The 22,022-nt window shown below is 36.9% G+C and carries 20 protein-coding genes and 9 pseudogenes; 16 read left to right on the top strand and 13 right to left on the bottom strand.

What is annotated here, in order from left to right:
* Positions 1-12: 12 nt before the first annotated feature.
* The 4 genes and pseudogenes from YN1551_RS12245 (at position 13) to YN1551_RS12230 (ending at position 3,748) form a co-directional block, all read left to right on the top strand.
* Positions 13-1,158 carry a glycosyltransferase family 4 protein gene (locus YN1551_RS12245; RefSeq protein ID WP_012717979.1) on the top strand — a complete coding sequence of 382 codons (1,146 nt, stop codon included), beginning with the start codon at positions 13-15 and terminating at the stop codon, positions 1,156-1,158.
* Between the two features lie 4 nt (positions 1,159-1,162).
* A complete protein-coding gene (locus tag YN1551_RS12240; protein WP_012713052.1) occupies positions 1,163-1,723 on the top strand; it encodes a PIG-L deacetylase family protein in 561 nt (186 codons plus the stop codon).
* Between the two features lie 3 nt (positions 1,724-1,726).
* A pseudogene (locus YN1551_RS12235) lies at positions 1,727-2,165 on the top strand (hypothetical protein).
* A 349-nt stretch (positions 2,166-2,514) separates the two neighbouring features.
* Positions 2,515-3,748 (top strand): annotated as a pseudogene (locus YN1551_RS12230) (IS256-like element ISC1332 family transposase).
* A 15-nt stretch (positions 3,749-3,763) separates the two neighbouring features.
* Here the strand turns inward: YN1551_RS12230 and YN1551_RS12225 are convergent.
* Together YN1551_RS12225 and YN1551_RS16210 are read right to left on the bottom strand one after the other, a co-directional pair.
* A pseudogene (locus YN1551_RS12225) lies at positions 3,764-4,150 on the bottom strand (IS5/IS1182 family transposase); the annotation flags it as partial.
* A gap of 158 nt (positions 4,151-4,308) precedes the next feature.
* Positions 4,309-4,464, bottom strand: a pseudogene (locus YN1551_RS16210) (DUF4322 domain-containing protein); the annotation flags it as partial.
* A gap of 704 nt (positions 4,465-5,168) precedes the next feature.
* Between YN1551_RS16210 and YN1551_RS12220 the strand changes: the two are divergent.
* From YN1551_RS12220 to YN1551_RS12195, 6 genes are all read left to right on the top strand, one after another.
* Positions 5,169-5,975, top strand: a complete 807-nt coding sequence (locus YN1551_RS12220; RefSeq protein WP_012715627.1) for a DUF973 family protein — start codon at positions 5,169-5,171, stop codon at positions 5,973-5,975.
* Positions 5,976-6,299: 324 nt separating this feature from the next.
* A complete protein-coding gene (locus YN1551_RS12215) occupies positions 6,300-7,229 on the top strand; it encodes a transposase (RefSeq protein ID WP_012715708.1) in 930 nt (309 codons plus the stop codon).
* 105 nt (positions 7,230-7,334) lie between these two features.
* Positions 7,335-7,844, top strand: a complete 510-nt coding sequence (locus YN1551_RS12210) for a hypothetical protein (protein ID WP_238527840.1) — start codon at positions 7,335-7,337, stop codon at positions 7,842-7,844.
* Positions 7,845-8,374: 530 nt separating this feature from the next.
* Complete coding sequence (locus YN1551_RS17905; RefSeq protein WP_012952369.1) at positions 8,375-8,503, top strand: hypothetical protein; 129 nt, start codon at positions 8,375-8,377, stop codon at positions 8,501-8,503.
* Between the two features lie 120 nt (positions 8,504-8,623).
* The gene (locus YN1551_RS18000; protein ID WP_012717977.1) at positions 8,624-8,815 is read left to right on the top strand and encodes a C2H2-type zinc finger protein; all 192 of its coding nucleotides are present in this window, start codon (positions 8,624-8,626) and stop codon (positions 8,813-8,815) included.
* Positions 8,816-8,821: 6 nt separating this feature from the next.
* The gene (locus YN1551_RS12195; protein WP_012713056.1) at positions 8,822-9,157 is read left to right on the top strand and encodes a hypothetical protein; all 336 of its coding nucleotides are present in this window, start codon (positions 8,822-8,824) and stop codon (positions 9,155-9,157) included.
* 604 nt (positions 9,158-9,761) lie between these two features.
* Here YN1551_RS12195 and YN1551_RS16200 read toward each other — a convergent pair.
* The 3 genes and pseudogenes from YN1551_RS16200 to YN1551_RS12185 all read right to left on the bottom strand — a co-directional run bounded on the left by YN1551_RS16200 (position 9,762) and on the right by YN1551_RS12185 (position 11,215).
* A pseudogene (locus tag YN1551_RS16200) lies at positions 9,762-10,093 on the bottom strand (hypothetical protein).
* Positions 10,094-10,123: 30 nt separating this feature from the next.
* Positions 10,124-10,411: a hypothetical protein gene (locus YN1551_RS12190; RefSeq protein ID WP_048052371.1), complete on the bottom strand. Its 288-nt coding sequence runs from the start codon at positions 10,409-10,411 to the stop codon at positions 10,124-10,126.
* 69 nt (positions 10,412-10,480) lie between these two features.
* Positions 10,481-11,215, bottom strand: a complete 735-nt coding sequence (locus YN1551_RS12185; protein WP_012715555.1) for an IS1-like element ISC796 family transposase — start codon at positions 11,213-11,215, stop codon at positions 10,481-10,483.
* Positions 11,216-11,512: 297 nt separating this feature from the next.
* On the opposite strand from YN1551_RS12185, the gene YN1551_RS12180 reads away from it, so the two are divergent.
* Positions 11,513-11,950: a vitamin K epoxide reductase family protein gene (locus tag YN1551_RS12180; RefSeq protein WP_012717975.1), complete on the top strand. Its 438-nt coding sequence runs from the start codon at positions 11,513-11,515 to the stop codon at positions 11,948-11,950.
* Complete coding sequence (locus tag YN1551_RS12175) at positions 11,947-12,153, top strand: PIN domain-containing protein (protein WP_010923509.1); 207 nt, start codon at positions 11,947-11,949, stop codon at positions 12,151-12,153. The genes YN1551_RS12180 and YN1551_RS12175 overlap by 4 nt, the downstream gene beginning before the upstream one ends.
* Before the next feature lie 302 nt (positions 12,154-12,455).
* Here the strand turns inward: YN1551_RS12175 and YN1551_RS12170 are convergent, their stop codons facing one another.
* Complete coding sequence (locus YN1551_RS12170) at positions 12,456-12,713, bottom strand: thioesterase family protein (protein ID WP_010923508.1); 258 nt, start codon at positions 12,711-12,713, stop codon at positions 12,456-12,458.
* Between the two features lie 76 nt (positions 12,714-12,789).
* Between YN1551_RS12170 and YN1551_RS12165 the strand changes: the two genes are divergently transcribed.
* Positions 12,790-13,419, top strand: coding sequence for a pyroglutamyl-peptidase I (locus YN1551_RS12165; RefSeq protein WP_012715634.1), 630 nt, complete (start codon positions 12,790-12,792; stop codon positions 13,417-13,419).
* A 90-nt stretch (positions 13,420-13,509) separates the two neighbouring features.
* Here YN1551_RS12165 and YN1551_RS12160 read toward each other — a convergent pair whose 3' ends face one another.
* Positions 13,510-14,418: a coiled-coil domain-containing protein gene (locus YN1551_RS12160; RefSeq protein ID WP_012713519.1), complete on the bottom strand. Its 909-nt coding sequence runs from the start codon at positions 14,416-14,418 to the stop codon at positions 13,510-13,512.
* A gap of 284 nt (positions 14,419-14,702) precedes the next feature.
* On the opposite strand from YN1551_RS12160, the gene YN1551_RS12155 reads away from it, so the two are divergent.
* Positions 14,703-15,275, top strand: a complete 573-nt coding sequence (locus tag YN1551_RS12155) for a metallophosphoesterase family protein (RefSeq protein WP_012713518.1) — start codon at positions 14,703-14,705, stop codon at positions 15,273-15,275.
* 647 nt (positions 15,276-15,922) lie between these two features.
* Here the strand turns inward: YN1551_RS12155 and YN1551_RS17705 are convergent.
* Complete coding sequence (locus tag YN1551_RS17705; RefSeq protein WP_238526257.1) at positions 15,923-16,006, bottom strand: hypothetical protein; 84 nt, start codon at positions 16,004-16,006, stop codon at positions 15,923-15,925.
* A gap of 163 nt (positions 16,007-16,169) precedes the next feature.
* Positions 16,170-17,291, bottom strand: a pseudogene (locus YN1551_RS12150) (IS110 family RNA-guided transposase).
* Between the two features lie 53 nt (positions 17,292-17,344).
* On the opposite strand from YN1551_RS12150, the pseudogene YN1551_RS16190 reads away from it, so the two are divergent.
* Positions 17,345-17,792, top strand: a pseudogene (locus YN1551_RS16190) (ISNCY family transposase); the annotation flags it as partial.
* Positions 17,793-17,848: 56 nt separating this feature from the next.
* On the opposite strand, the gene YN1551_RS12140 reads toward YN1551_RS16190, so the two are convergent.
* The 4 genes and pseudogenes from YN1551_RS12140 to YN1551_RS17700 all read right to left on the bottom strand — a co-directional run.
* Positions 17,849-18,718 (bottom strand): MIP/aquaporin family protein, encoded by an 870-nt coding sequence (locus tag YN1551_RS12140; RefSeq protein WP_012715638.1) that lies wholly within the window; start codon positions 18,716-18,718, stop codon positions 17,849-17,851.
* A complete protein-coding gene (gene glpK, locus YN1551_RS12135; protein WP_012713516.1) occupies positions 18,719-20,224 on the bottom strand; it encodes a glycerol kinase GlpK in 1,506 nt (501 codons plus the stop codon). It abuts the gene before it with no gap.
* Between the two features lie 239 nt (positions 20,225-20,463).
* Positions 20,464-21,354 (bottom strand): DUF4322 domain-containing protein, encoded by an 891-nt coding sequence (locus tag YN1551_RS12130; protein ID WP_012715639.1) that lies wholly within the window; start codon positions 21,352-21,354, stop codon positions 20,464-20,466.
* 178 nt (positions 21,355-21,532) lie between these two features.
* Positions 21,533-21,751 (bottom strand): annotated as a pseudogene (locus YN1551_RS17700) (IS1 family transposase); the annotation flags it as partial.
* Here YN1551_RS17700 and YN1551_RS18130 point away from each other — a divergent pair.
* A pseudogene (locus YN1551_RS18130) lies at positions 21,752-21,913 on the top strand (IS1 family transposase); the annotation flags it as partial.
* Between the last annotated feature and the right edge of the window lie 109 nt (positions 21,914-22,022).

Genomic DNA, 22,022 nt, shown 5'->3' with positions numbered 1-22,022 from the left:
AATCATTAGATAATGAACGTTTTGGCGGTTGTTGACTTTGGACTTAACGAGAAGACAGGTGGATATAAGAGGAACCTTGAAATCATGAAGAGATTATCAAGGAATATTAACGTGGATATAATCCCCTCTTTACGAAACGTTAGGCTTTACTCATGTAGGAAAGATTTAATCACCCTACTAGAGAGCTTAAATTCCACTCCAGATTACATTCTTGAACTATTAGAAAAGAGTAGTGGCGTTGAGGAATTCTTGAATGGACTTAAAACGAAAAGATATGATATTGCAGTCGTTTATAGTAATTCCTCTGAAAACGTTAGGCTCGCTAGAAGAATAACTTCAGCACCTATAGGGGTTCAACTACAATTGGAACCATTTTATCGAGATATGACAACACTTTTCAAAATAAAATTTAGGGGAATAACTGGTAGAGCGGTTAAAAAGTTTAAGGAAGCAATGGAAGAATCAAAGAGGGAAGAAGTAAAGTGGAAGGAATTGATAGAGAGAGGTGACTTGAACTTCGCAATTTCTGTGAGCAAGGTTCCCTTAATAAATTCAAGTTTAGATAAGCTCTTAAGCTATAGGGTTACGAATCCTGGCAACGCCTTTGATGAGGATTTACTGAAGTTTAGGAGAGAAAGGGATAAGGAAGATTACGCTGTGTACTTTACAAGACTCATGCCGGAAAAGGGACTTTTTGAAATTCCATTGATATGGAAAAAATTAAGGAGAGACGTTAAGCTCTATGTTATTGGTCAATTCGTTGATGAGAGAGATAAGGATGATTTCCTTTCCTTAATTAAGAGACTTGACGTAAACGTTGAATATGTGGGCTTTAAGGAAAAAGAGGAACTTTACAATACTGTAGCAAAGGCTATGTTTACAGTTTACCCATCACATTACGACAGTTTCTCCCTTGTTACACTCGAGTCTTTAGCACTTGGAACTCCAGTATTTGCCTATGATACTTTAGCCCTGAAGGAAATATATGGAAACGTTAAAGGAGTTCATTTGGCAAGGGAGGATGACGTGAAGGGTTTGGCTGATTTAATATCAAATTTCAAGAGCGAAGAAGTAGTACCAATTCCAGAGGAATATTCCTCTTGGGATAAGGTTGCTGAAGCAGAATTGGAAGATATAAAAGCCTTTGCGAAGAGATAATCCCATGCAAGTTTTGATCGTTGCACCCCATCCAGATGATGAGACTTTGTGTTGTGGTGGGGTTGTTCAGATTTTTAAAGAAAGGGGTTATAAGGTAAGTGTCGTTGTAGTAACTGACGGAAGATACGGTTCTCCAGACGAGAAATTAAAAGGAAGTATGGAGTTGGTTGAGATTAGGAGACAAGAGGCATTAAGGGCTAGTAAGATTTTAGGTATAGATGAGATTACATTCTTGAGTTTCGAGGACTCTAAGGTTATTGAAAAGGAAGTTGAAAAAGCGTTAGTAGAGTTTTTACATGATAAAGATGTAGTCCTTTCTCCGATACCCTTCGATAGTCATCCAGATCACGCTAAAATAGGTAAAGTGATGGAGAAGTTATATCCAAAGGCTTACTTTTACTTAATATGGGGTTCTATGCAAGCTAATTGGAGAGAGGTTAGGTTTGATATTAGAAAGTATAGAGAGGTCAAGATTAGGGCTATAAATGAATATAAAACTCAGATTGGTGGTCTTCATTTGGATAGATTCACTGGAGACTATGAGGTTTTTTGGATGAAGGTTTAGATTGTGGAATTCGAGGTTTTATATATGGCAGATGACGTATTGTATAGGACTTTGGGAGAATTATTAGGCAATTACGTTAAAACTTTACTAGAGAAGAGTTGTCAAGGAAAGAGGTTGAGTGAGCAGGAGTACTTAATTCTAATGAATTATTATAATAGTAAGAATATGGATTACGTATTTACAGAGTTAAGAAATATTAGAAACGAATGGAGAGGTATTATGGAAATTATAGATAGGAAATCTAAAGAGGCTATAGATTACGCTGAGAAAAGCAGAAAGGGAGGCTATGGAGTATGCTGAGAAAAATAAAAAGGAGGTAATAGATTACGTAGATAAGACTAAGAAGGAAATATTGGATTATGTAGATAAGAGGTTTGAGGCAATTAACAAGAGATTTGACGATTTAAGGGAATTGATTTTAACGTTGGCTAAGGAGGCATAACTATCTAATCACTATATAGTTGCTTATCATTTAATTTTAATACTCTGGCTCTAATTAGATAATTAAAGTAGATTTCATTCACGAAGATTTTTGCAAATCTCAATTTTCCAAACTCCAATGAAGCTCCCTCATCTCCCTTACCTTAATGTTACAAAAAAGGGGTTAAGGGGGCGAAAAGCCTCGCCTCTCTCGGTAGACCCAAAATCACCTCCTTAAAAATAAATCTATTGTATTAATAAGTGCTTCTAGTAGTTTAAATAGAGAATTTTCTAGGTTGAATAAATCACCAGGAAACAAAAGAATTAGTGGGGCTACCAGTTATAGTTGTGGTAGCAAAAGGTGAAAAATAATGACAAAAAGTAAAAATAACCCCGGAAGGGGTAATACCATAAGGGAGAGTAATACCATGAAGGTAATGGAAGAAATAAGAGAAAAGATAAGAAAGGCAATCAAAGAAGGAGTTAGCCTAAGGGAAATAGAGGAGATAATCTTGCAAGAGGCCATGATGGAAGAGAGGGAAGCCTACCTAGAAGTTGAGGACGACCACAAGAACGGGACCTACTTCAGATATCTGGGAACCGGAGACGGAGTATTAAGACTCAGAGTACCGAGAACCAGAAAGGGTGGCTTCAGACCTAAGATCCTTCCGGAGAAGTACGAGAGGACCAGCCCAGATTACGAGGACTTCCTCCAGCAGCCTATCAGGCATGACTCCAAGTCAAGTCAAGGCCGTGTTAGCAGCCAAGGGAATACCGTATAGTGAGATCGTAATGAATCGGGTTGCCGAGAGAATATCCAACAAACTCAAGGAATACAAGAGCCGCGAACTACCTCACGATCTCCTAGCCCTTTATATCGATGTGAAAATCGTAAAGGTCAGAATCAGCGAGTCGATCATGGAGAGAGCCATTTACATTGCCATAGGAGTTGACTTAGAAGGGAATAAGTTCGTCTTGGACTACGAAGTTAGGGATAGGGAGGACTTGGACGGTTGGAAGTCCTTCTTGAGCGGACTCGTAAGCAGGGGAGTCAGCAGGGTTGACGTAATCGTGAGCGATGACTTCTCTGGACTCGATCGCGTCGTGTCCACGCTCTTTCCCTCCTCTCAACACCAGCTCTGTATAACACACATGGTTAGGAACCTCATGAGGGTCCTCCCAGACAAGGAGGAACTAATGATTAGAGTTAGGGATCTAAAGTCCTCCAGGAAGGTGGAGGAGGGAAGGAAGGCTATATTGTCCCTCAGCCAACTTGTCCAACCCTTTTCTCCAGCCCGAGCCAAGAGGCTTCTTGACGCTGCTGACAAGTATTGTTCCTTTCTCAACTTCCCCAGGGAGATTAGACACTACCTCTACACTAATAACACGTCGGAGAGTTTCAACTCGACCCTGGCTAGGTTCGAGGAGGAGCTCGGAGGTTACTTTCCCTCTCTTCGCTCCTTGGAGGTCTATCTCTACGTTTCGATCCATGAAAGTAATTCGCGTTGGAAGTTCAGGCCCATGTCGGTGATAAGGCATTACTCATATCATCTCAAACAACTCCACGCTTCAAGGTTCCAGGTGAGTCTTGATGAAGACTTTTAACCTTCTGCTTACATATTTTCTCACACAACTATACCCAGTAGCCCCAGGTAAGTAGTCAGCAAGTCTACTCATCTTCCCCTCCAACTCCTTGGCGTACTCCTTGAACAGAGTCTTTACCTCTCCCCTAAATTTCTTTGCCCTCCTATGGATCTCCGACTTAGACTTGTACTCGCCTAGGAACCACCTTACCACCACGTCTGACTCGTAGTAGCTCCGCACGTCCCTGTAGGAGCACGTCCACACAATCATAACTATTAACGCTCTCAATATGAAGAGGTCAGAGAGACGCGACAGCACTTCAGACGTGATCAGCATGTAGTTCATTTTCACAAGTGTTTTATGCCTTGCTGATAAATGTTCATAGGGGACCGGGCCGTTGTAGTATTCTATCCAATGCTTCATGTGAATCGATACTACATCGTCCCGGTTCCCTTTAAGTATTACGCGACTTTTTGCTTCAAGCGAAAATTCAAAATTTCTCAATAATTCACGATATCTTTTGAATTATTATCTATAAACCTTTACATAGATTTATTCAATTATTTGCACTTGGGACACTCTCTCGACTTGCTTTCCACCGAATCGTTCCATAAACACGCTGAGATGAGGGTTCTCGCCACCTCTTCCCCTTTCTTTCCCTTGAAGTTCAGCATGGAAAGTAATTTATATCCTATTTGTTGAATGTTATTTTGGTGAGGGAGACCGGGTGTTACCATCTCACTTACTCACGTGGTAATACCACATCTCCCTCACCTTAAACTTTTCTTCAACTGAATTCTTAATACTCATATAAATCCTGTTATCTATCATGAATCGATATTATTCTGTCAGAATTATTTTTCATAATACGATTTTGGGTCTACCGCTTGGGGGGAGAGAATAGTACACTAAGTTTGGGATGCGTCTTAGTGTACGTGTCATGGTACTACTCTCTCCTCCCATAACTTAAGTATTACTACAATTTAATCCAAGATAATGCTAAGAATCAATTTATTCTCAAAAATTAAAATTCAGTTTTTTACATTCCGGACACTCTCACGAGATTATGGTATAGTCACTGAGCTACAAATTAATTAAGCTGACTAGACTTCATAAAGTGAAGCTATTAAAATTGATACTCTTATATACGTTTGGAAGATTAGGAAAACAATTTACAGCTTAATGGTTAGAATATGAGATATCTATCAAATTTTATCTTTTAGCTACGTTAAACTTATTCTTAGTTATTCGGTTTGGAATTTAAGAAACTTAATAGCATAGCATCTGAGAAAATTAAAGTATTTAGTAGGATATTTCGATTCTTAAATCATAAAATGATTAAAGTATTTTTCCTAGTCCAAGAAACATATTATATCTCATTGACTATACTACCAACTTCCTCATGAGTCACTTATTTTTACCCTAAAATTAAACTGTAACTATGGAATCAAGTATTCAAGCTTTAAAAAACATCAAAACAGGTTCACTATATTACTTTTTAGCAATAATTATAGCTTTGGTAACAGAAGTAGTTATATTGAGAGAAAACTCACTGGCTAATAGCTTTTTCGTCTTAATATTTGAGTTAGTCGCATATGGCATATTGCTAATAGGATTTTCAAGAATGAGAACTGGATTTTTCCAGTTATCGAAAACGATAAATACATACATAGGCACAACTGGAGTTAACATATTTATTATCGGCATAGTAGCATTGCTATTCGGTGCTATTTTACCGATTTTAATTTATATAGGAGGTTCCCTAGTATTTATAGGTGACGTAATGATAGGGTATACTATATATAAGATAGGACAGAGATTTCAAGTAAATACAGAGAAAATTGCAGGAATTCTGATAATGATATCTATAACCTCTTTCATAGGTTACATAATTTCCTACTTTGCTTCTGATGAAGTTATGAGAAAAATGCTTCAAGCCCCTAGGGAAGAAAAGCTACTAATAGTTCCTAGCGACAAGAGTATAGGTTACGGAATTTTAAAAAGCAACGGAGATGCAAACGTAGTCGTTTATTCTAAAGAGTCCTCTGAAATAATCTCAGCCCAAATTATGGGCTACAATTTTCAAGCATTACAAATCAATCCCAAAACAGTTATGGCGGGAGAAAATAGAATATATATAAAATTTGCTCTATCTGGAGTAACGTTTGTTCCGGGAAATATTTATAATTTAGAGATATTACTTGCTAATAGTGAAAAATTATTAGCCTCCTTAGTTTATGAGTTATAATTAGATATAATATTTCATGATGCTTATAAATTACACGATTCTATAAGCTGCAGCTACAAATAACCTTATGCTTCTTAAAGAGACAAGAACTTTTTATGTAATCTCTGAAAATTATATGTGCTATGATTAGCATGCAAGTTAAAATTAGCGGTAATCAAGAGAGCATCCCAAGTGTAAATAATTCAATAAATCTATGTATAAGTTTATAGATAATAACTCAAAAGAAAGCATAAACTCTTGAGAAATTTTGAATTTTCACTTGGAGTAAAATCTTGAGTAATACTTAAAGGGGACCGGGAAGACGTAGTACAAGGATTGGGAGATATGAAACCTTGGATAGAATACTACAATCTCCCGGTCCCCTATGATAAACTATCATCAAGGCATAAAACTCTTTTGAAAATGCACTACATACTAATCACCTCAAAAGCACTATCATCACTAGACCTATACATACTTAGAGTACTCATCGTCATGATGATATGGCAATGCTCCTACAGAGATGTAGAAGCATACTATTACACGGACATTGTAGTAAGATGGTTTCTAGGAGAACGCAAGTCAAAATCCGAAAACCACAGAAGGGCAAAGAAACTTAGGGGAGAAATAAAGAAAGCATTCAAGGAATACGCAAAAGAACTTGAGGAAAAGCTAAGCAAACTAGAAAACTACTTGCCAAGTAGTGCCTTATACGGCAAAGTTAACAAACTCTGGGCAATAGATTCCAACATAATCGAAGTACCCTTCGGAAAGAGAAACAAGGAGACATTAAAGAAAAAGCTAGAACTCAACTTGAGACAAGGAAAGTTTAGGGAAGCAGCAAACTTAATTTACTACTATATGAGGGCTAAGATTCATCGTAGATTTAAGGGTGAGTTTGCGAAGAAGAGGGGTAGGAGTTTCTTCGGCTTCAAGGTTTTATATGCTATTTCCCCAACCATGATTCTTCACGCAATTCAAGTTGAGTTTGCAAACTTTCCCGATAATAAGGTTGGTTTTGGTATGAGTGGTTATAAGGTTGTTGATAGGGGTTTCTTGGGAATGCCCTCAACTTGGATAATTGGTTTTTCTAGTTTTAGACGTTATGTTGAATTCTTTGGTATTTTCTTGAAGAGGTATTGGAGACCTTACGCTATTAACAAGGATATGGTTGAGGTTTTTGTTTACGTTATTGGAATAATTTACAATTCCTTGATTTACACTTCCGTGTTAGCAAAAGTTCCGCAAGAGGAATTTGTCAAACTCTCTAGTTAACCCTAGGCTAGGGTTAACTAGAATAATATGGGGTATGTTTGAAATTCATTTTTTCTCAACTATAAGTTATTTTATATTACAATAAAATATTAATCTTCCCTCATATTGAAAGATATAATTGACTTCTATTCTCAACTAGTTATAATATTGTTTTTCTATCACATTATATTTATTGAATTATTTGCATTCTGGACACTCTCTCAAGTTTTATTGGTTAATAATTCATATTGTGCAGAAGGATTCCTTACCTTTAATGGTAACACATATACGATTCCCGTTCCACGTCAGTTCTTATATAGTGGTACTCCAGTAATTTTCGCCAATAGCGATTTTGGCGGATCAGTTAATCCCTCTTTTGCTCTTGAAGGAACTTACACTGATCTATTCAAATTATTTAATATAATATCATTATGGTCAACTGGTTGGTATGGCATGTTCATTAACGGTCAATGGGTTACGTATATTAATGCAGTTGTTGGGTATTCATCAGCAACCGGCGTAGGCGATACGGCAACTATACCATCATATCTTGTTGAAAGCGGTTTAACATTGTTCCATAATGAGTTTCTTGGTGTTTGGACGAACCCATATGTATGGTACTTCAGCATTGGATGAAGTTATACATATCAGCATTATGGACTAAACTATAAACAGTTATCTGAGGGACAGAGTTATAATATAATAAATGGACTAAACTACAATACTCAATACGTACCTATCTAAAATTGTGATAAGATTTTTAAATCAAAAGTACATCCTTTTTTAATGGCTACATCTACATCTGTTACAAATCAATCTTTAGTTCCCGCATTTGGCCCAGTTCATTTTACTCCTCGAAACGTAGACTACTTTCCTCTTTTAATATCTTTAATACTTATTTCCCTAGCCTCCATATCGTTATTATTTACCATTTTTCATGAATTAAGAATCATTAGTAAACTAAAGCGAATAATATTAAGAAAGGACATATAGTTCTTCCACGTCAGTTCTTCTTATAACGGAAACAGTTACTCAGCAAATGCTTACACATAAAGTAGTAGTGCACAAGTTTATGGAAACTTGCAACTAAGTTATACAGAAACACCGTTAGGACTCCTAGTATAACGAAAAGACTTATAAGTTAATCCTTTTTTTACCTCATTTATATGACATCTTGTATATATTGTACACCGGGTGAAGAAAACATAAGTGTACCAGATGGGAAAATTATTTTCCCGAATACAACACCTTGGTATGTTCAATACGCTCCAGAAATTGCCTTAGCAATTTTTTAGCCTCTTTAGGGATTGCAATGTACTTAAGCCCCAAATTTCGTAAGGCAGTAATAGACTTACTACGGCATTTAATAGACTAAGCCCTTTATAAACTTACACAATTTTTTATCGCTTAATGAAGTGGGAATTATAGGCCCTTACGTCTGTCCCCTCTGTCTCATGCCCTTTAATTCCTCAGTTAGTCTGAAACAACACATCAGATATACTGAGCATGCAAAGACTTGTCCCATATGCAAAAAGAAGTTTAGAAACACTGATTCAACCCTAGACCATGTTTGCAAAAAACATAATATATCTGCGTTAGTTAGGTGAACCTTGATGAAGTTAGGGGTGAGGAGTCTTTGGTTAATTATCGTTATTTGTAACACTATTGACCTCCTTTACAGCTACGAACTATGGACTGGTTATATCGCAATAACTGGAGGGTTTATTGAACTAAACCCTTTGGTTAACTTAATTGAGACCATCGGAGGTAATTACGTGTTTCCAGACTCAATTAGCCTCAAAATTATAGGATTAGCCGCTATGTATTGGACAACAAAATTTTTGCCATACCGTTTGAAAATGTTAGCGCTTAAAGTAGTTGCATCAATCTTCTTAGTTGTTGTAATATATGAATTATTCATTTTACCTTTACTGTCTATGGCCCTTTAAAAAGTCTTAACTTTTTGTTCTCTTAACATGAAGTCAGTCCTAGTAACTTTAGGGATATTAACTATATTCTTAATGTCATTAGTAACACCAACGTCTGCACAAACGTATCCTAATACATGGGTTATAACGTTCTATCGGGCTCATACCCTTCTGGGTCATCAGAGAGTAGCTACCAAAGCTTTGCCGTAAACTTTTCAAATTCATTTTTATAGCTCTTTATTCCTCATATTATTTAGGTTATGTAGAGACGTTGACTCTCAAGTCAAATATAGGAACTCTAGCAATTCAGCTTTTCCTAGTGTTTGTAGGCTCCAACGTCGTGTCATCTAATTTTATTACTGGAACTGGTGGTGAAGATACGTTTATCTACAAATATTATCATCGGGGACTTTGTTATATTATACATAAATGAATTAGTGCTTGATCCTACTGGCGAAGTATTCCTTAACATAATTGTATTACCTATTTAGTATGTTCAGTGTATCGTATGTGTTGCTTCAGACTAACTTATGAAGAAAATGGCATTAAGCAAAGGGGACAAACGTAAGGGCCTATAATTCCCACTTCATTAAGCGATAAAAAATTGTGTAAGTTTATAAATGGTCTAATTTTTGGGTCTAATCATTGGAATTATAAGTATGATTAAGCCTATTGCGATTGTGAATGGCCATAAGTTAGCGTACAAAGGTGGCGGGATCTCATACCCTCTACAAAATATACCAAATGTATTTGGGGGGCGTTAATATTTGGGCAAAAATATGTTGAATGGTCGATGGAATAGAGCCATAAACCTATTCCCGTAAGGGCTATTGATAAAAATATGGTCGATAGGCTTCTTTTATTTGGTTTTACCCTTCCAAAATCCGGTGAGAAATAAAGAGTTAGGAAAGCCACGATTATTCCGGAAACGAAAATTAGAAGCGAAAGGAATTCCATGTTTAAAAAAATAGGTTAACTTAAAATATCTTATGGTGAGATCCAATACAAAGCGTAGTTTAGACCGTTTATTGTATTATAACTCTGTCCCTCAGATAACTGTTTATAGTTTAATCCATGAGCACTATAATCTTGTGGAGTCCCTATACTGAAATACCATGCATACGGGTTATACCAATAGTTTATGAACACGTTATGGAATAATGTTAAACCGGTTTCTGCATAATATGATGGTATAGGTGCCGTACCGACTACGTCTGTTGCCGAAGAATGCCCCGCAACTGCATTTATAGGTTCCGGAGCTACATTAATCCACATTCCATCCCAGAGACTAAAGGTAAAAGTTTAGAGGAAGCATCAAGAGAGGCCAGAGTGATAGTGTCGTCGTTAAGCTACAAATTCTGGGATTAACCTTCTCTCCCATAAGACTAGGGCTATGGAGTACATCATGGTGCGAATGCTCCTATTTACTGCCTTCGTTGCTCTCTTGAATCTAATTAGCCTATCCCTTAATGAGGAATGAAAGGACTCGTTCGGGTTAACTGGCGAGACAACCGTGTGGTCTTTCAACCAGAAGTACAAGTTATAATCATCGCTCACCCATCTACCCTCGTCAGGCAAATACTTTTTGACCTCAAGGAAAGTACTCTCATCCCTATCCCCCACAGAGTAAATGAGGTAAACTCCCAGCTTCGTGTACACGTAACAAGTGAAAACCCACTTGTAAAAAGCCCTAGCATTCTTGTACAAGTAAGTCCACATCTCATCAACAACCTTAGCAACAACCTTACCCTTGACCAGCTCCTTAGCCCTACCCCACAACTCAACCAACTTCTCATGCTTTTTCCTACCATAACGCTTAATCCAAGTGAAAACAGTACCAAGAGGTACGTTAAGCACCCTAGAAATAGCCCTCATACTCATACCATTAGCATACATTCTCAAAGCCTCCTCCCTCAACTTCCTAGAATGATGATGATAACTAGCATCACCCAAGAAGTACTTACCACAATCCCTACACAAAAACTTCTGCCTACCCAAAGGCCTACCACACTTAACAACATGATGACTACCACAAGAGGGACAAGAAACGTCTTGCCTAAATACAGGCTTCCTACCCATAAGTAATACTCGTTATACAAATATAAATAACTTAACGACGACACTACCGCCAGAGTTAACAAAAGTTTTAACTTTAAGAAGAGTGTTTTTTAATTTTTGTGTTTCTATTGGACTTTTTTATAATTCGCTTCAAAATTGTAATTAATACTAGCTAAACGCTCTTAAATTATCAATCCACTAAACCAAGAGCTATTGTTAATAACAAAACGCTATTGTATTTCTAGAATCAGTCTCATAAAAGATTATTTTCAACTAATTCGAACGCATCTTTAATTACTTTTTTAGCTAATACTTACTGTGATTATCTTGAAAGGTAACAAAATCGATTATCTATTTCTCCTCTTTGGTCTCTTAGGACTAAGCACAATGATCTACTCTTACCTATCCTTTAGCTTAGACGTGATAAGTAGGAACAGTTGTACCATAAATTCCGTGATAAGTTGCTCATCAATGGAAAACAGCATATACTCAACGTTTCTAGGGATAAAATTGTACTACTACGGAATGGCCTACTTTTCAGCCATAATAGTACTCTCATTACTTGTCGTAAAGGGGACAGTAAAGAACATAATTGGTTACGTAATTTCCCTACTGAGTATTATAGCCTCCATCATATCGGTTTATTTAATATATACTGAAATATTCTTGTTAGGACACATATGTATAGTATGTACTTTAGCACATGTCTCAATTTTCAGCGTTCTAATCCTCTCCGTGATTAAGTTCAAGGTATGACTACTTTCAAAAGCGTTCACTTAGCCCTAATACCGCAACTTGAGGAGAGATTGAGTAAAATTGGAGACGTTGAAGTAATGAATGAAGTTAAAAAGCTTAAGTCGGCCCTACCAAATAACGTAGTTCTAGTTACAATGGATAAAAACCTGGCTTCAAACATTTCGTTAAACTTGAAAACAATAACGCTAGAGAGTTACGAATAAACAATACGATACGGGTGAGTTCTTACATTGCTTAAGCTATTACCCTCAATACAGTTTCAATAAGGGTTTTAGAAAGGTCTTATACCTGGAATTTGAGGGAAAAGACGTAGGTAAGATCAGTTATAACACTGAGGATTTACTAACAGTAAACGTGGAGACGTTAGATATTAAATACAATTACGCCAAAGTTTTAGAGGCTAAAAAGCGTCATAAAACCCTCTTCATGAACTAAGCTTTCTTCACCAATTGACCTCTCGTGAGTCCCTCACCATTTTCTTATCCTCGTAAAAGGCCTTAACCTTCTATTTCGACTCTTTACCATTAAAAACCTCAATTAGAGTTGCCCTCTTTAATTTTCTTCCAATACTAATGGGCATTAAGTGCTTAACATCTACGTGATATCCCACAGTAGTCTTCCCCTTTTCCAAATACTTTTGAGCTAGCTCAAGGGCCACGTTTTCCATAAAGGCAATCATCAAGGGAGTTGATAAAACGTTAACGTTACCACTTCCAACTACAACTGATGAATGTTCTTGCCTAATTAGAAAGACCTTTTCCAAACTCTCCCCAACCTTAATGAGAGAAGAGAGGGAAAATGAAAAATAAAGTTAATAGTCTAAGCGTTAAAGAGATAGTATGACAGTCCTCTTGTTTGGCTTCGAACCCTTTTTGGAATACAAGGAAAATCCATCTCAGTTAATTGCTGAAGCCTTAAATGGAAGTACCATATTAAAGGAAGAGGTCAAAGGTGTGATATTGCCAGTTGAGTATGAGAAGATAGAGGATTTAATAGTTACGAAAATTAGAGAGATGAAACCAATATTAACTTTAGGAATTGGTGTAGCCCCGGGTAGGGCGAAGATAACTCCAGAGAAGATAGCCATAAACTACAAGTACTCAAGGGAAGGAGATAACGCTGGGAAGAAGTACAAGGGAGAGAAGATTGACCCCTTAGGGCAAGACGGTATCTTTACGAATATACCAGTTGAGGACCTCGTAGACTTATTGAATGAAAACGGAATACCAGCTGAATTGAGCTTAAGTGCTGGTAGCTATCTGTGTAATAACGCAATGTACATCATAATTAGGGAAGCTAGAAAGTACAATAGCTTAGGTGGTTTCATTCACGTTCCCTTACACGAGTCATATGCCGCGAGAATACAACGACCTATTCCATCTATGAGTTTAGATACTATGATAAGGGGAATAAGGTTATCAATGGAATTTATATTAACAAATAAAAAAGAGAATCTTACCTTCTCCTAGTTGTCGTTGTCAACAGTTTACAGTAAATTGTGAAGTTTGTGTTATTTTTGACTATTGAAATACCCTTATGAAGGTTTTGAAAAGTCTAGATCATTTTATTATGTGAGAAGCTATAATTTCTACCCCTTCCTCTTCAAGCTTCTTCTTTACCTTTTTGTCTACATAGTTTGCTACAAGGAATATTTTTATCTTCTTATCCTTATACTTAGTATAGAACAACTTTTTCCTTATGATAATTTGATCGTAAGCCCCTTTGTCTGCTAAATTCTTTATTTCAAATACGTAAACGTAATCATTGGTTTCGTAAAAGTCAACCTCAAACACCTTGCCTTTCTCTATTACTCCCTCTTCATCTTTTATCATACCATGTACTACTCTCTTAGGATCAACTCCGTGTAGCTCTAAAGCCTTTTTATAAAGTTTTAGCATTGTCCTTTCCATTCCTTTTCCCGCCCTATTAGTGAAACTTCCCACTTCTACTGAAAGTTTCATAACGGCTCTTTGTAATTTGCGTACTGCCTTCTGCAGACCTTCGATTGCCTCTCCTTGCTTTTTGACAGCTTCTTGAAGTGATGTTATTGCTTCCGTATGCTTATTCACCGTCTCTTGTAATGACTTTACTGCTTCTTGGAGAGATTGAATTGCCTCTCCTTGCTTTTTGACAGCTTCTTGAAGTGATGTTATTGCTTCCGTATGCTTATTCACCGTCTCTTGTAATGACTTTACTGCTTCTTGGAGAGATTGAATTGCCTCTCCTTGCTTTTTGACAGCTTCTTGAAGTGATGTTATTGCTTCCGTATGCTTATTCACCGTGTTCTGTAACGAAGATATTGCTTCTCCTTGTCTCTTAACTTCCTCTTGTAAGGCTTTTACGTTAGCAATCGTTTCTTCTAATTTCTTTATAACTATTTCATCCTTAAGCTTGTCATATATTTTATCAGCTAAGGCTGAAAGTAATTGTGGATTGTTAAGGATCTCATCGGCAATCTTTCCACTCATATTTAATCGTTTCGTTTAAAGGCTTATAAATAATGTGGAGGTAGATAAAGCTAAAGCCAGTGGATGTTAAGTACGCTGGAGTGAGGTAGGGTAGCTTCTTGTGTGCGAAGCATAATTCTGGATCTTATCTCATAATATTGAATAGGAAGGATTGTAATGTGGTGGGGGTTTTTTAGTGAGAGTCATGTTTATGGTGTCGTAGTCTTGGCTGAAATGTATATATCTTCTAAATATACTTTCATTTTTTTACCACAGATTATAATCATACCATAGGGATAAAAAGTTTGAGAAAAATTTCCATTGAATGGGACGGTAAGATTTTGGTGCTATCTGACATTCATTATCCGTATTGCGATATCGATGAGATAAATAAAATAATGCTGTCTGAGAGACCCTCACTAACAGTTCTTTTAGGGGATATAATTGTCTCTAAAAGTGAGGATTATAGGAACTTTATTGACAAGTTAAAAATTAGAAAGAATATAATCTACGTTAAAGGCGACGAAGACAAGTTTAGAGGAGATTTTGATTTGATTAAGATTAAGAATAATGGTAAGCGTTTCATTCTACTTCATGGTCATCAATACTTTAACGAAAATAATGAATATAGTCTAGCTAAAGTGTTAAAGAAAATGAACGATAATATTCCACCTTTACTCTTCTGTATATTTTTTAGAATTGTGCTTAGAAATTTCAAAGACACGATTATATTAGGTCACTCTCATGCATTAAGATTTTTTAAGACGATTAATTGCGTAAATGCAGGTACTTTGTCTAATGTAATCAATTTATACAATGATAGGGGCTACGTTGTATTAGATAATGGTAACGTTAAATTAGTTCAGAGTAAAATTTAAAAAATGATATAGGGTTCAATATCAACTATAAAATGTTCAGAATATGGATGAATCAAGCTTAAAATGAATTATCAAAAGATAGGAGTTTACCCGTGCCGTAACTTCTCCTTACTTTTAATTACTTTCAATTCCGCTACGGTACCCCTTAAGGGATCATAGAGTCTGACATTAAGCTATAAATTTTCTTTCTAATATTCCAAACGTATATAAGTATGTCAGTTTAACGTCTTCTCTTTATGAAGATCTGTTAATCTAATTAATTTGTAGCTCAGTGATGGCACTATGTATAACTTGAGCAATTATATTCATTTAAAATTTAGTTTAGATTCCTCTGAAATAGTTCCCTTTAATGTTTTATTTCATATAAAATTTAAAAAATTATAAAATTCTCTCTTTAGCAATGAATAAATTTTATCACAAATGTAAACTGAATTAATACTTTGTATGATTTATACTGGAGTAGCAAAATTATTGTTAACACTAATAATATTGTCATAAACTACAAATAATACTTTCATGAATTGGCGTAATCTTCAGCGTCAAGAACTATAATCCATACATTTTTACATGAAAATAATTTTTACCTCAAAAATGCCGCTATCAAATTTCCCAATGATAATATGTTTACCTAAAATTTCAAAATTTTATCAAATTTTATATATCACCACGATTTTTATACTCTGCCCGTTAGACAATGTTAGGATTAAATTGTAATTATTCTTAGGAATCATTCCACTTAATGGAGGAAAGATCATTGTTACATTATTATTAGCGGGATTTAACTTTACGGGGGCGTTCAGTAATAAACCTTTCGCTCAAACTTCAAGCATAGTATTAGCTAACATTGCCACGTGGGTCCTTTCAACCCACGTGACGATTCGGGAGAGGGCTTACTTATTTAGGCTCATAAGGCCTATTATTATACCATACACTCCAAACAACCCTTGCCAACTTCCTAGCCAAAGCAACATACAACTTCCTACCTTTCAACCTATCCTTGTGTGTCTCATAAAACTTCAATAAGGTTGGATTCCTAGAATAATTCCTCACTGCCAAAAAGTAGAACAAGCTACGCAAGTACTTATTACCCCTCTTGGAAATCCCCCTACTTATCACAGCTCTTCCACTCCTCTCAACTACGGGATCTAAACCGCAATAAGCCACAAAGGACTCTGGTTTAGGAAAACGCTTAACATCACCAACAATACCAATAATAATACCAGCTGCAAGCCTCCCAATTCCCGGGATTGTTAATAAAACGTGATTATCCGGTACTTGTTCCTCGATCATCCTCCTAACTTCTTTCAATTTCTCTTGCGTTTCTAGGAGTGTTTTTGCTAGGACTTTGATTTCTTCAACTACTATTGGTGTGTATTCTAGTTGGTATAGTTCTTCTTGTGTAAAATCTCCTTTTGCGAGTTTTTCTAACCTTTCCTTGCTTATCTTGTTGTTGTCGCTTACTAGGAATAGTGTTCTCTCTAACCTGTTCCTGTACTTTACTTCTATGTCATTGAGGAAGAGGTAAAGTGTTACTAGTTCTCTTAAGGGGTTATACTCGTACTCCTTTGCCTTATTAACCATGTTTTCTAATTTTTCAGCATCGTAAAAATCCGTTTTCTTTCCCCTAAACTACTTTTCTCTTGATAACATGTTTGGGCTTACTTGTAGTACTTTTATTCCTTTCTCCTTGAAGTATTGGCTAGATCTTATTGCGTATACTCCGGTAGGCTCTAGGACTATTGTACAAGGTTTCATCTTGAGGATTTCTTCATAACCCTTCAAGTTGTTCTCGTATTTTCTCACCCTCCCCCTACTTGTAATTAGGTGATCCTTTGATATATCTATTCCTATTACCCCTACCTCTTTGTCACACCTCCTACGGTTGCAAACGTAGGCTTGTTAGAGGCATGGTATGTAATGCCTATATTCGTGAATTTTATCATAATGTTCAGTCCGACGGTAGGGGTTGGTCACGCCCTCACCCGAAGACTTTGCTTCAGATAGTGTCTCGACCATGTTTCCCCAGCCGAGGAGAGTATTACTCTCCCCGACTAATAAAACCTATATAGGAACTCAAGGCTAACTCACGTCTTGTCGAGGGTGGCAGACACGTGCCAGTTGGTGAGTTCCACAAAGGGAAATACCTTGTGGAATACCAAGGTATTCCCATAAAATTGCTTGTAGTGGAGGATTATAAGGGTTTGGGTAAGAGGTATTTCTTCTCCACTAACCTTAATGATACTGAGAGGATATTATCACTAGTCGGGAGAATAGACGGGATATCGAGGTTTTGATTAGGGAGCTTAAGGCCTTGGGTATGGAGAAGAGCCCTTTCTTAACCTGGCTTAGGAACAAGGGTTTTATAATTTTGAAGGCTTTTCGTTGTTGGTTGTTCTCTTGCTCAAGTACTTCACGGGTTTAAACCTAGGGGCCAAGACAATTGCTAGGTTGATAAAAAGTATTTACCAAGCATCTGGAGAGATAAAGAAATTGTTTAAACGTAAGAGAAAAACATAAACTGCTAAGCATAGAACTGAGTTAAAAAAGTCTTATTATTATACTGATAAAAATCACTACTTTTTGTTAATGTTTTTTACGAACCTAAGATAAGGCTTTAATACATGGTCCCAGAACAGAGCTCCAAGTATGCCCCCTATAAAATCTGGAATACCATAAACATAGAAGTACTCTCCCCTAAAGTTAAATGCACCAGTTCTATAACCGATTAGATATAAAGCAAGCATAGGTCCCCAACTTCTAGCCTCATTTATCATCCCTCCCGTTAACTGAGCTTCGAAAAGTAAGGAGGGCATTACATATCCAATACCTATTGCCCACGGAGCTAATGACTGGCTATAGAAGGGTGAATCTGGATCCGTAACTGCTACTACTATCAACAGTAACAAAAAGGTCATTAATGCCTCAGCAAAGGCTCCCTTCCATAAGGGAAATATTTGATTTACTTGAGAGTATAAAATACCTGCGCTACTAACGTTAGGTAAATAGCTTTTAGGCCAGTATTGAGGCCAAAAACCGGGCTCAGGATATTGAGTAAAGAAAGCCGCTCCTATATCAGCGTATAGAAAAGGTGGGGGATCTATTCTGGTTATTACATCTCCCCACCATACCAATAATACGCTTGTAGCTGCAGCAGCCCCTAAAATCTGGAAAACGATGTAAGGAATCACATCAACCCACTTAATACGCTTAGTTACAGCAAACGCTAACGTTACATTAGGGTTTATATGAGCTCCGCTAATTGGACCAACAGCATAAATCGCTGACACTATTCCAAATCCCCAGCTTACCATAATAAATCCGAAACTGGGTTGGCTACTTAGTGTTGAGGCTACTATAGCACCATCTCCGAATAGTATTAGTATGAAAGTTCCTACAAATTCAGCGAAATATCTCCATAAAGAGTCCTTCAAAACCACAGACATTTAAACTTGACCTCCTACAACTTTAGCCCATCCCATAGCTCTCTTTACAGCCTCCTTCCACCCAGAGTACAATGCCCTCCTTTTCTCCTCACTCATACTTGGAATGAATTCCTTATCAACCTTCCATATGCTCCTTAATTCCTCTAAAGAGTTCCATAAGCCTACACCTAAACCTGCTAGCATTGCAACTCCCATAGAAGTAGTTTCCATAACTTTAGGTCTGATTACCTTAATACCTAATATATCAGCTTGGAATTGCATTAAAAGGTTATCCTTAGCTGCACCTCCGTCAACCTTAAGCGAATTTATACTGATGCCGGATTCCTTTTGCATTACCTCAATTACATCTCTAGTTTGATAGGCCATTGATTCTAAAATAGCCCTAGCTATATGAGCTTTAGTAGTTCCTCTAGTTATGCCTATTATGAGACCTCTAGCATATGGATCCCAGTAAGGAGCTCCCAATCCAACAAAAGCTGGAACGAAATAGACACCGCCATTATCTTCCACATTTGAGGCTAAAGGTTCAATCTCATCTGAAACGTCTATTGCCCGTAAGCCGTCCCTAAACCATTGTACAGCTGCACCAGTTATGAATATACTCCCCTCTAATGCATACGTTGCCTTATTCTTCTCAAGACCCCAAGCTATTGTAGTTAAGAGGTTTTCTGATCGTATTGGGTTATTGCCTATATTCATTAAAATGAAACTACCGGTACCATAAGTAGCTTTTATCTCACCTACGTTAAACGCTACTTGACCGAATAAAGCTGCTTGTTGGTCTCCTGCGTCCCCAGATATAGGTATTAAGTTTCCTAACGCCTCACTGTAACCGTAAATTTCACTTGATGGTTTAACCTCTGGCAATATAGATTCGGGTATTTTTAGAAGTTCTAAGATTTCTCTATCACATTCTAATTTATTTATATTAAAAAGCATTGTTCTAGAAGCGTTAGAGTAATCCGTTACATGAGCTTTTCCGTTAGTAAGCCTCCAGATTAAATAAGTATCTAGGGTCCCGAACTTAATTTCTCCTCTTTCTGCTTTCTCCCTAACATTGGGCACATTATCAAGTATCCACTTTATCTTAGATGCACTAAAGTAAGGGTCTGGAACTAACCCAGTTTTGTCCTTTATCATTTTAAAGTAATTTGCTTTTAGCCAGTCCGTTATTGGAGAAGTTCTTCTATCCTGCCATACAATTGCATTGTAAACCGGTTTACCGCTTTTAGCATCCCATAATACCGTTGTCTCCCTTTGGTTTGTTATCCCTATTGCTACTATTTGTTTAGCATCTATTTTACTTATAGCCTTTTTTACGGCTAACATTTGAGCTTCCCATATTTCCTCAGGGTCATGTTCCACATAGCCAGGTTGAGGATAGTGCTGCGGGAATTCATATTGCCCTATGTTTACTATGTTTAAGTCACTATCGAAGAGTATAGCCCTAGCACTTGTAGTACCCTCATCTAGGGCTAGAACAAACTTATGTGACATAGTATTCATTATTTATGTATACATATATTTAAATTTTAATATTTAATTGTGAAGTTAGGTTTATAAAGATGATACAATGCATTCTCCATAAATAAAATTTAGGATAACGTTAATAAATATCAGTCAGATGTAATCCTATGAAAATGAGAACTACAGTGGTAGTAATTGGAGGAGAAGCTAACGGCTTATTTACTAAAATTGGAGGTTAAGGGGGCGAAAAGCCTCGCCTCTCTGCGGTAGACCCAAAATCACCTCCTTAAAAATAAATCTATTGTATTAATAAGTGTTTCTAGTAGCTTAAATAGAGAATTTTCTAGATTGAATAAATCACCAGGAAACAAAAGAATTAGTAATAACCTGAACTCTTCTCTTCTCGCCATACCCTTAAATACGGTGTACAGGGAGTAGAAGATCATGGCTAAAACGAAGATCAACATGCGGAAGACGAACTTAGTGGAACTGGTGAAGGGAAGGAGGGCCTTGATGTTCCGGTAAGAAGTCTCTATGGGACTCCTTACCTTGTCGTACAACTTTAACACCTCCTTCTTCGGTAGGTCGAGATTAGTCCCCCTAGCAAAGTAAACAACCTTCTTCCTCTTAATCTTCTCACTACCATAGACCGAAAGCCTGAACTTAACCTGCTCATCCCTCCTATGCCTCTTACTATTTGTCATATACTCTCCATCAAACTCCTCATAGACCTTCACGTCCCCAACAGGCACAGCAATTATATACTTAAACTGTGAAATGAAATTGAGCACATCAACTGTGTAGAAACCTGCGTCAAGAGTTATCAACCTTATCTTGAACCCCATTGCAATAACCTGCTCTACGAGGATCTTCACGATGTCGTCCTTGGTCATCTCGTTTACTTGTGTGACGAAAGTCAGTAGGAGCACTTTCCCATTATGTTTAGTCATTTCAGTGGCGTAGTTCCATGAGTTTCCCTTTTCCGAGCTTACTTCCACCGGTTTCCCGTACCAGGTTTTGGTGGTCCAGTCTATTGAAATGTCTATTTCCTTCTCTCCCTTCAGCGTCTCTAGGTTCTCTGCCTTTTTCCCTTGGAAGTCTAATATGGAAAGTAATTTATACCCTATTTGTTGAGTGTTATTTTGGTGGGGAAGATCAAGTGTTATCATCCTGGTTCATCTTGTGATAATACCGTCTTCCTCACCTTAAGCCTTTCTTCAATTTGTTGAACTCTTTATATTGTTATAAATTCCATTTATCTTCTGCAAAACTAATATTACCTTATCGAAAGTATTTTGTAAAATGATTTTGGGTCTACCGTCAAGGGAGAAGACTACCTTGAACAAGGTACATGACGTTCAACAAGACTATAATCAACAATCCTCTCACCCTATTGACCTTAGTATCCCTAGCTAATATAGCAAAGTGGGACCTACAATAAGAATTATAACTCTCGATAGCGTATTTCTTACTCGCAACACGATTATCAAGAACTTGATGAACAGAGTAATCATCAGTGTAATTAACCTCACTCTTAGGGAGAGAATTCCGGAGGAAGCGGAAAGTCTATCAATTCTTCAAGATCAATTAAGGAATTTTACTGCAAAATTTATTGTTCTTGGCGAGAGTTAGACTTATGTTAGGCACTGTCCTAAGAGGGAAAACTTTTGGATGTGGAACGCCTTAACTGATGGTACGCCTTTCTTCACTACTGGTAAAGTGGATTACTAATATTACAAATTTATTTTTAAGAAGTAATTTCTGGGTCTACCATGAGGGTGAGGTAATTCACATTCCTAAAGTACTATACGCTTATAAGTTATATAAGAATAAATAT

Source organism: Sulfolobus islandicus Y.N.15.51 (assembly GCF_000022485.1).
GTDB lineage: Archaea > Thermoproteota > Thermoprotei_A > Sulfolobales > Sulfolobaceae > Saccharolobus > Saccharolobus islandicus.
Note: the sequence above shows the minus strand (reverse complement) of the source record. Positions and strands in the feature narration are given on the sequence as shown.

Coding starts and splice junctions, on each gene's coding strand:
- YN1551_RS12160 (WP_012713519.1), bottom strand. CDS start 14,418: ATGAGTGGAAAGATTGCCGATGAGATCCTTAACAATCCACAATTACTT.
- YN1551_RS12165 (WP_012715634.1), top strand. CDS start 12,790: ATGACAGTCCTCTTGTTTGGCTTCGAACCCTTTTTGGAATACAAGGAA.
- YN1551_RS12185 (WP_012715555.1), bottom strand. CDS start 11,215: ATGGGTAGGAAGCCTGTATTTAGGCAAGACGTTTCTTGTCCCTCTTGT.
- YN1551_RS12195 (WP_012713056.1), top strand. CDS start 8,822: ATGAAGTTAGGGGTGAGGAGTCTTTGGTTAATTATCGTTATTTGTAAC.
- YN1551_RS12245 (WP_012717979.1), top strand. CDS start 13: ATGAACGTTTTGGCGGTTGTTGACTTTGGACTTAACGAGAAGACAGGT.
- YN1551_RS17905 (WP_012952369.1), top strand. CDS start 8,375: ATGACATCTTGTATATATTGTACACCGGGTGAAGAAAACATAAGTGTA.
- YN1551_RS12240 (WP_012713052.1), top strand. CDS start 1,163: ATGCAAGTTTTGATCGTTGCACCCCATCCAGATGATGAGACTTTGTGT.
- YN1551_RS12175 (WP_010923509.1), top strand. CDS start 11,947: ATGACTACTTTCAAAAGCGTTCACTTAGCCCTAATACCGCAACTTGAG.
- YN1551_RS12190 (WP_048052371.1), bottom strand. CDS start 10,411: ATGTGGATTAATGTAGCTCCGGAACCTATAAATGCAGTTGCGGGGCAT.
- YN1551_RS17705 (WP_238526257.1), bottom strand. CDS start 16,006: ATGATTCCTAAGAATAATTACAATTTAATCCTAACATTGTCTAACGGG.
- glpK (WP_012713516.1), bottom strand. CDS start 20,224: ATGAATACTATGTCACATAAGTTTGTTCTAGCCCTAGATGAGGGTACT.
- YN1551_RS12140 (WP_012715638.1), bottom strand. CDS start 18,718: ATGTCTGTGGTTTTGAAGGACTCTTTATGGAGATATTTCGCTGAATTT.
- YN1551_RS12220 (WP_012715627.1), top strand. CDS start 5,169: ATGGAATCAAGTATTCAAGCTTTAAAAAACATCAAAACAGGTTCACTA.
- YN1551_RS12215 (WP_012715708.1), top strand. CDS start 6,300: ATGAAACCTTGGATAGAATACTACAATCTCCCGGTCCCCTATGATAAA.
- YN1551_RS12130 (WP_012715639.1), bottom strand. CDS start 21,354: ATGATAACACTTGATCTTCCCCACCAAAATAACACTCAACAAATAGGG.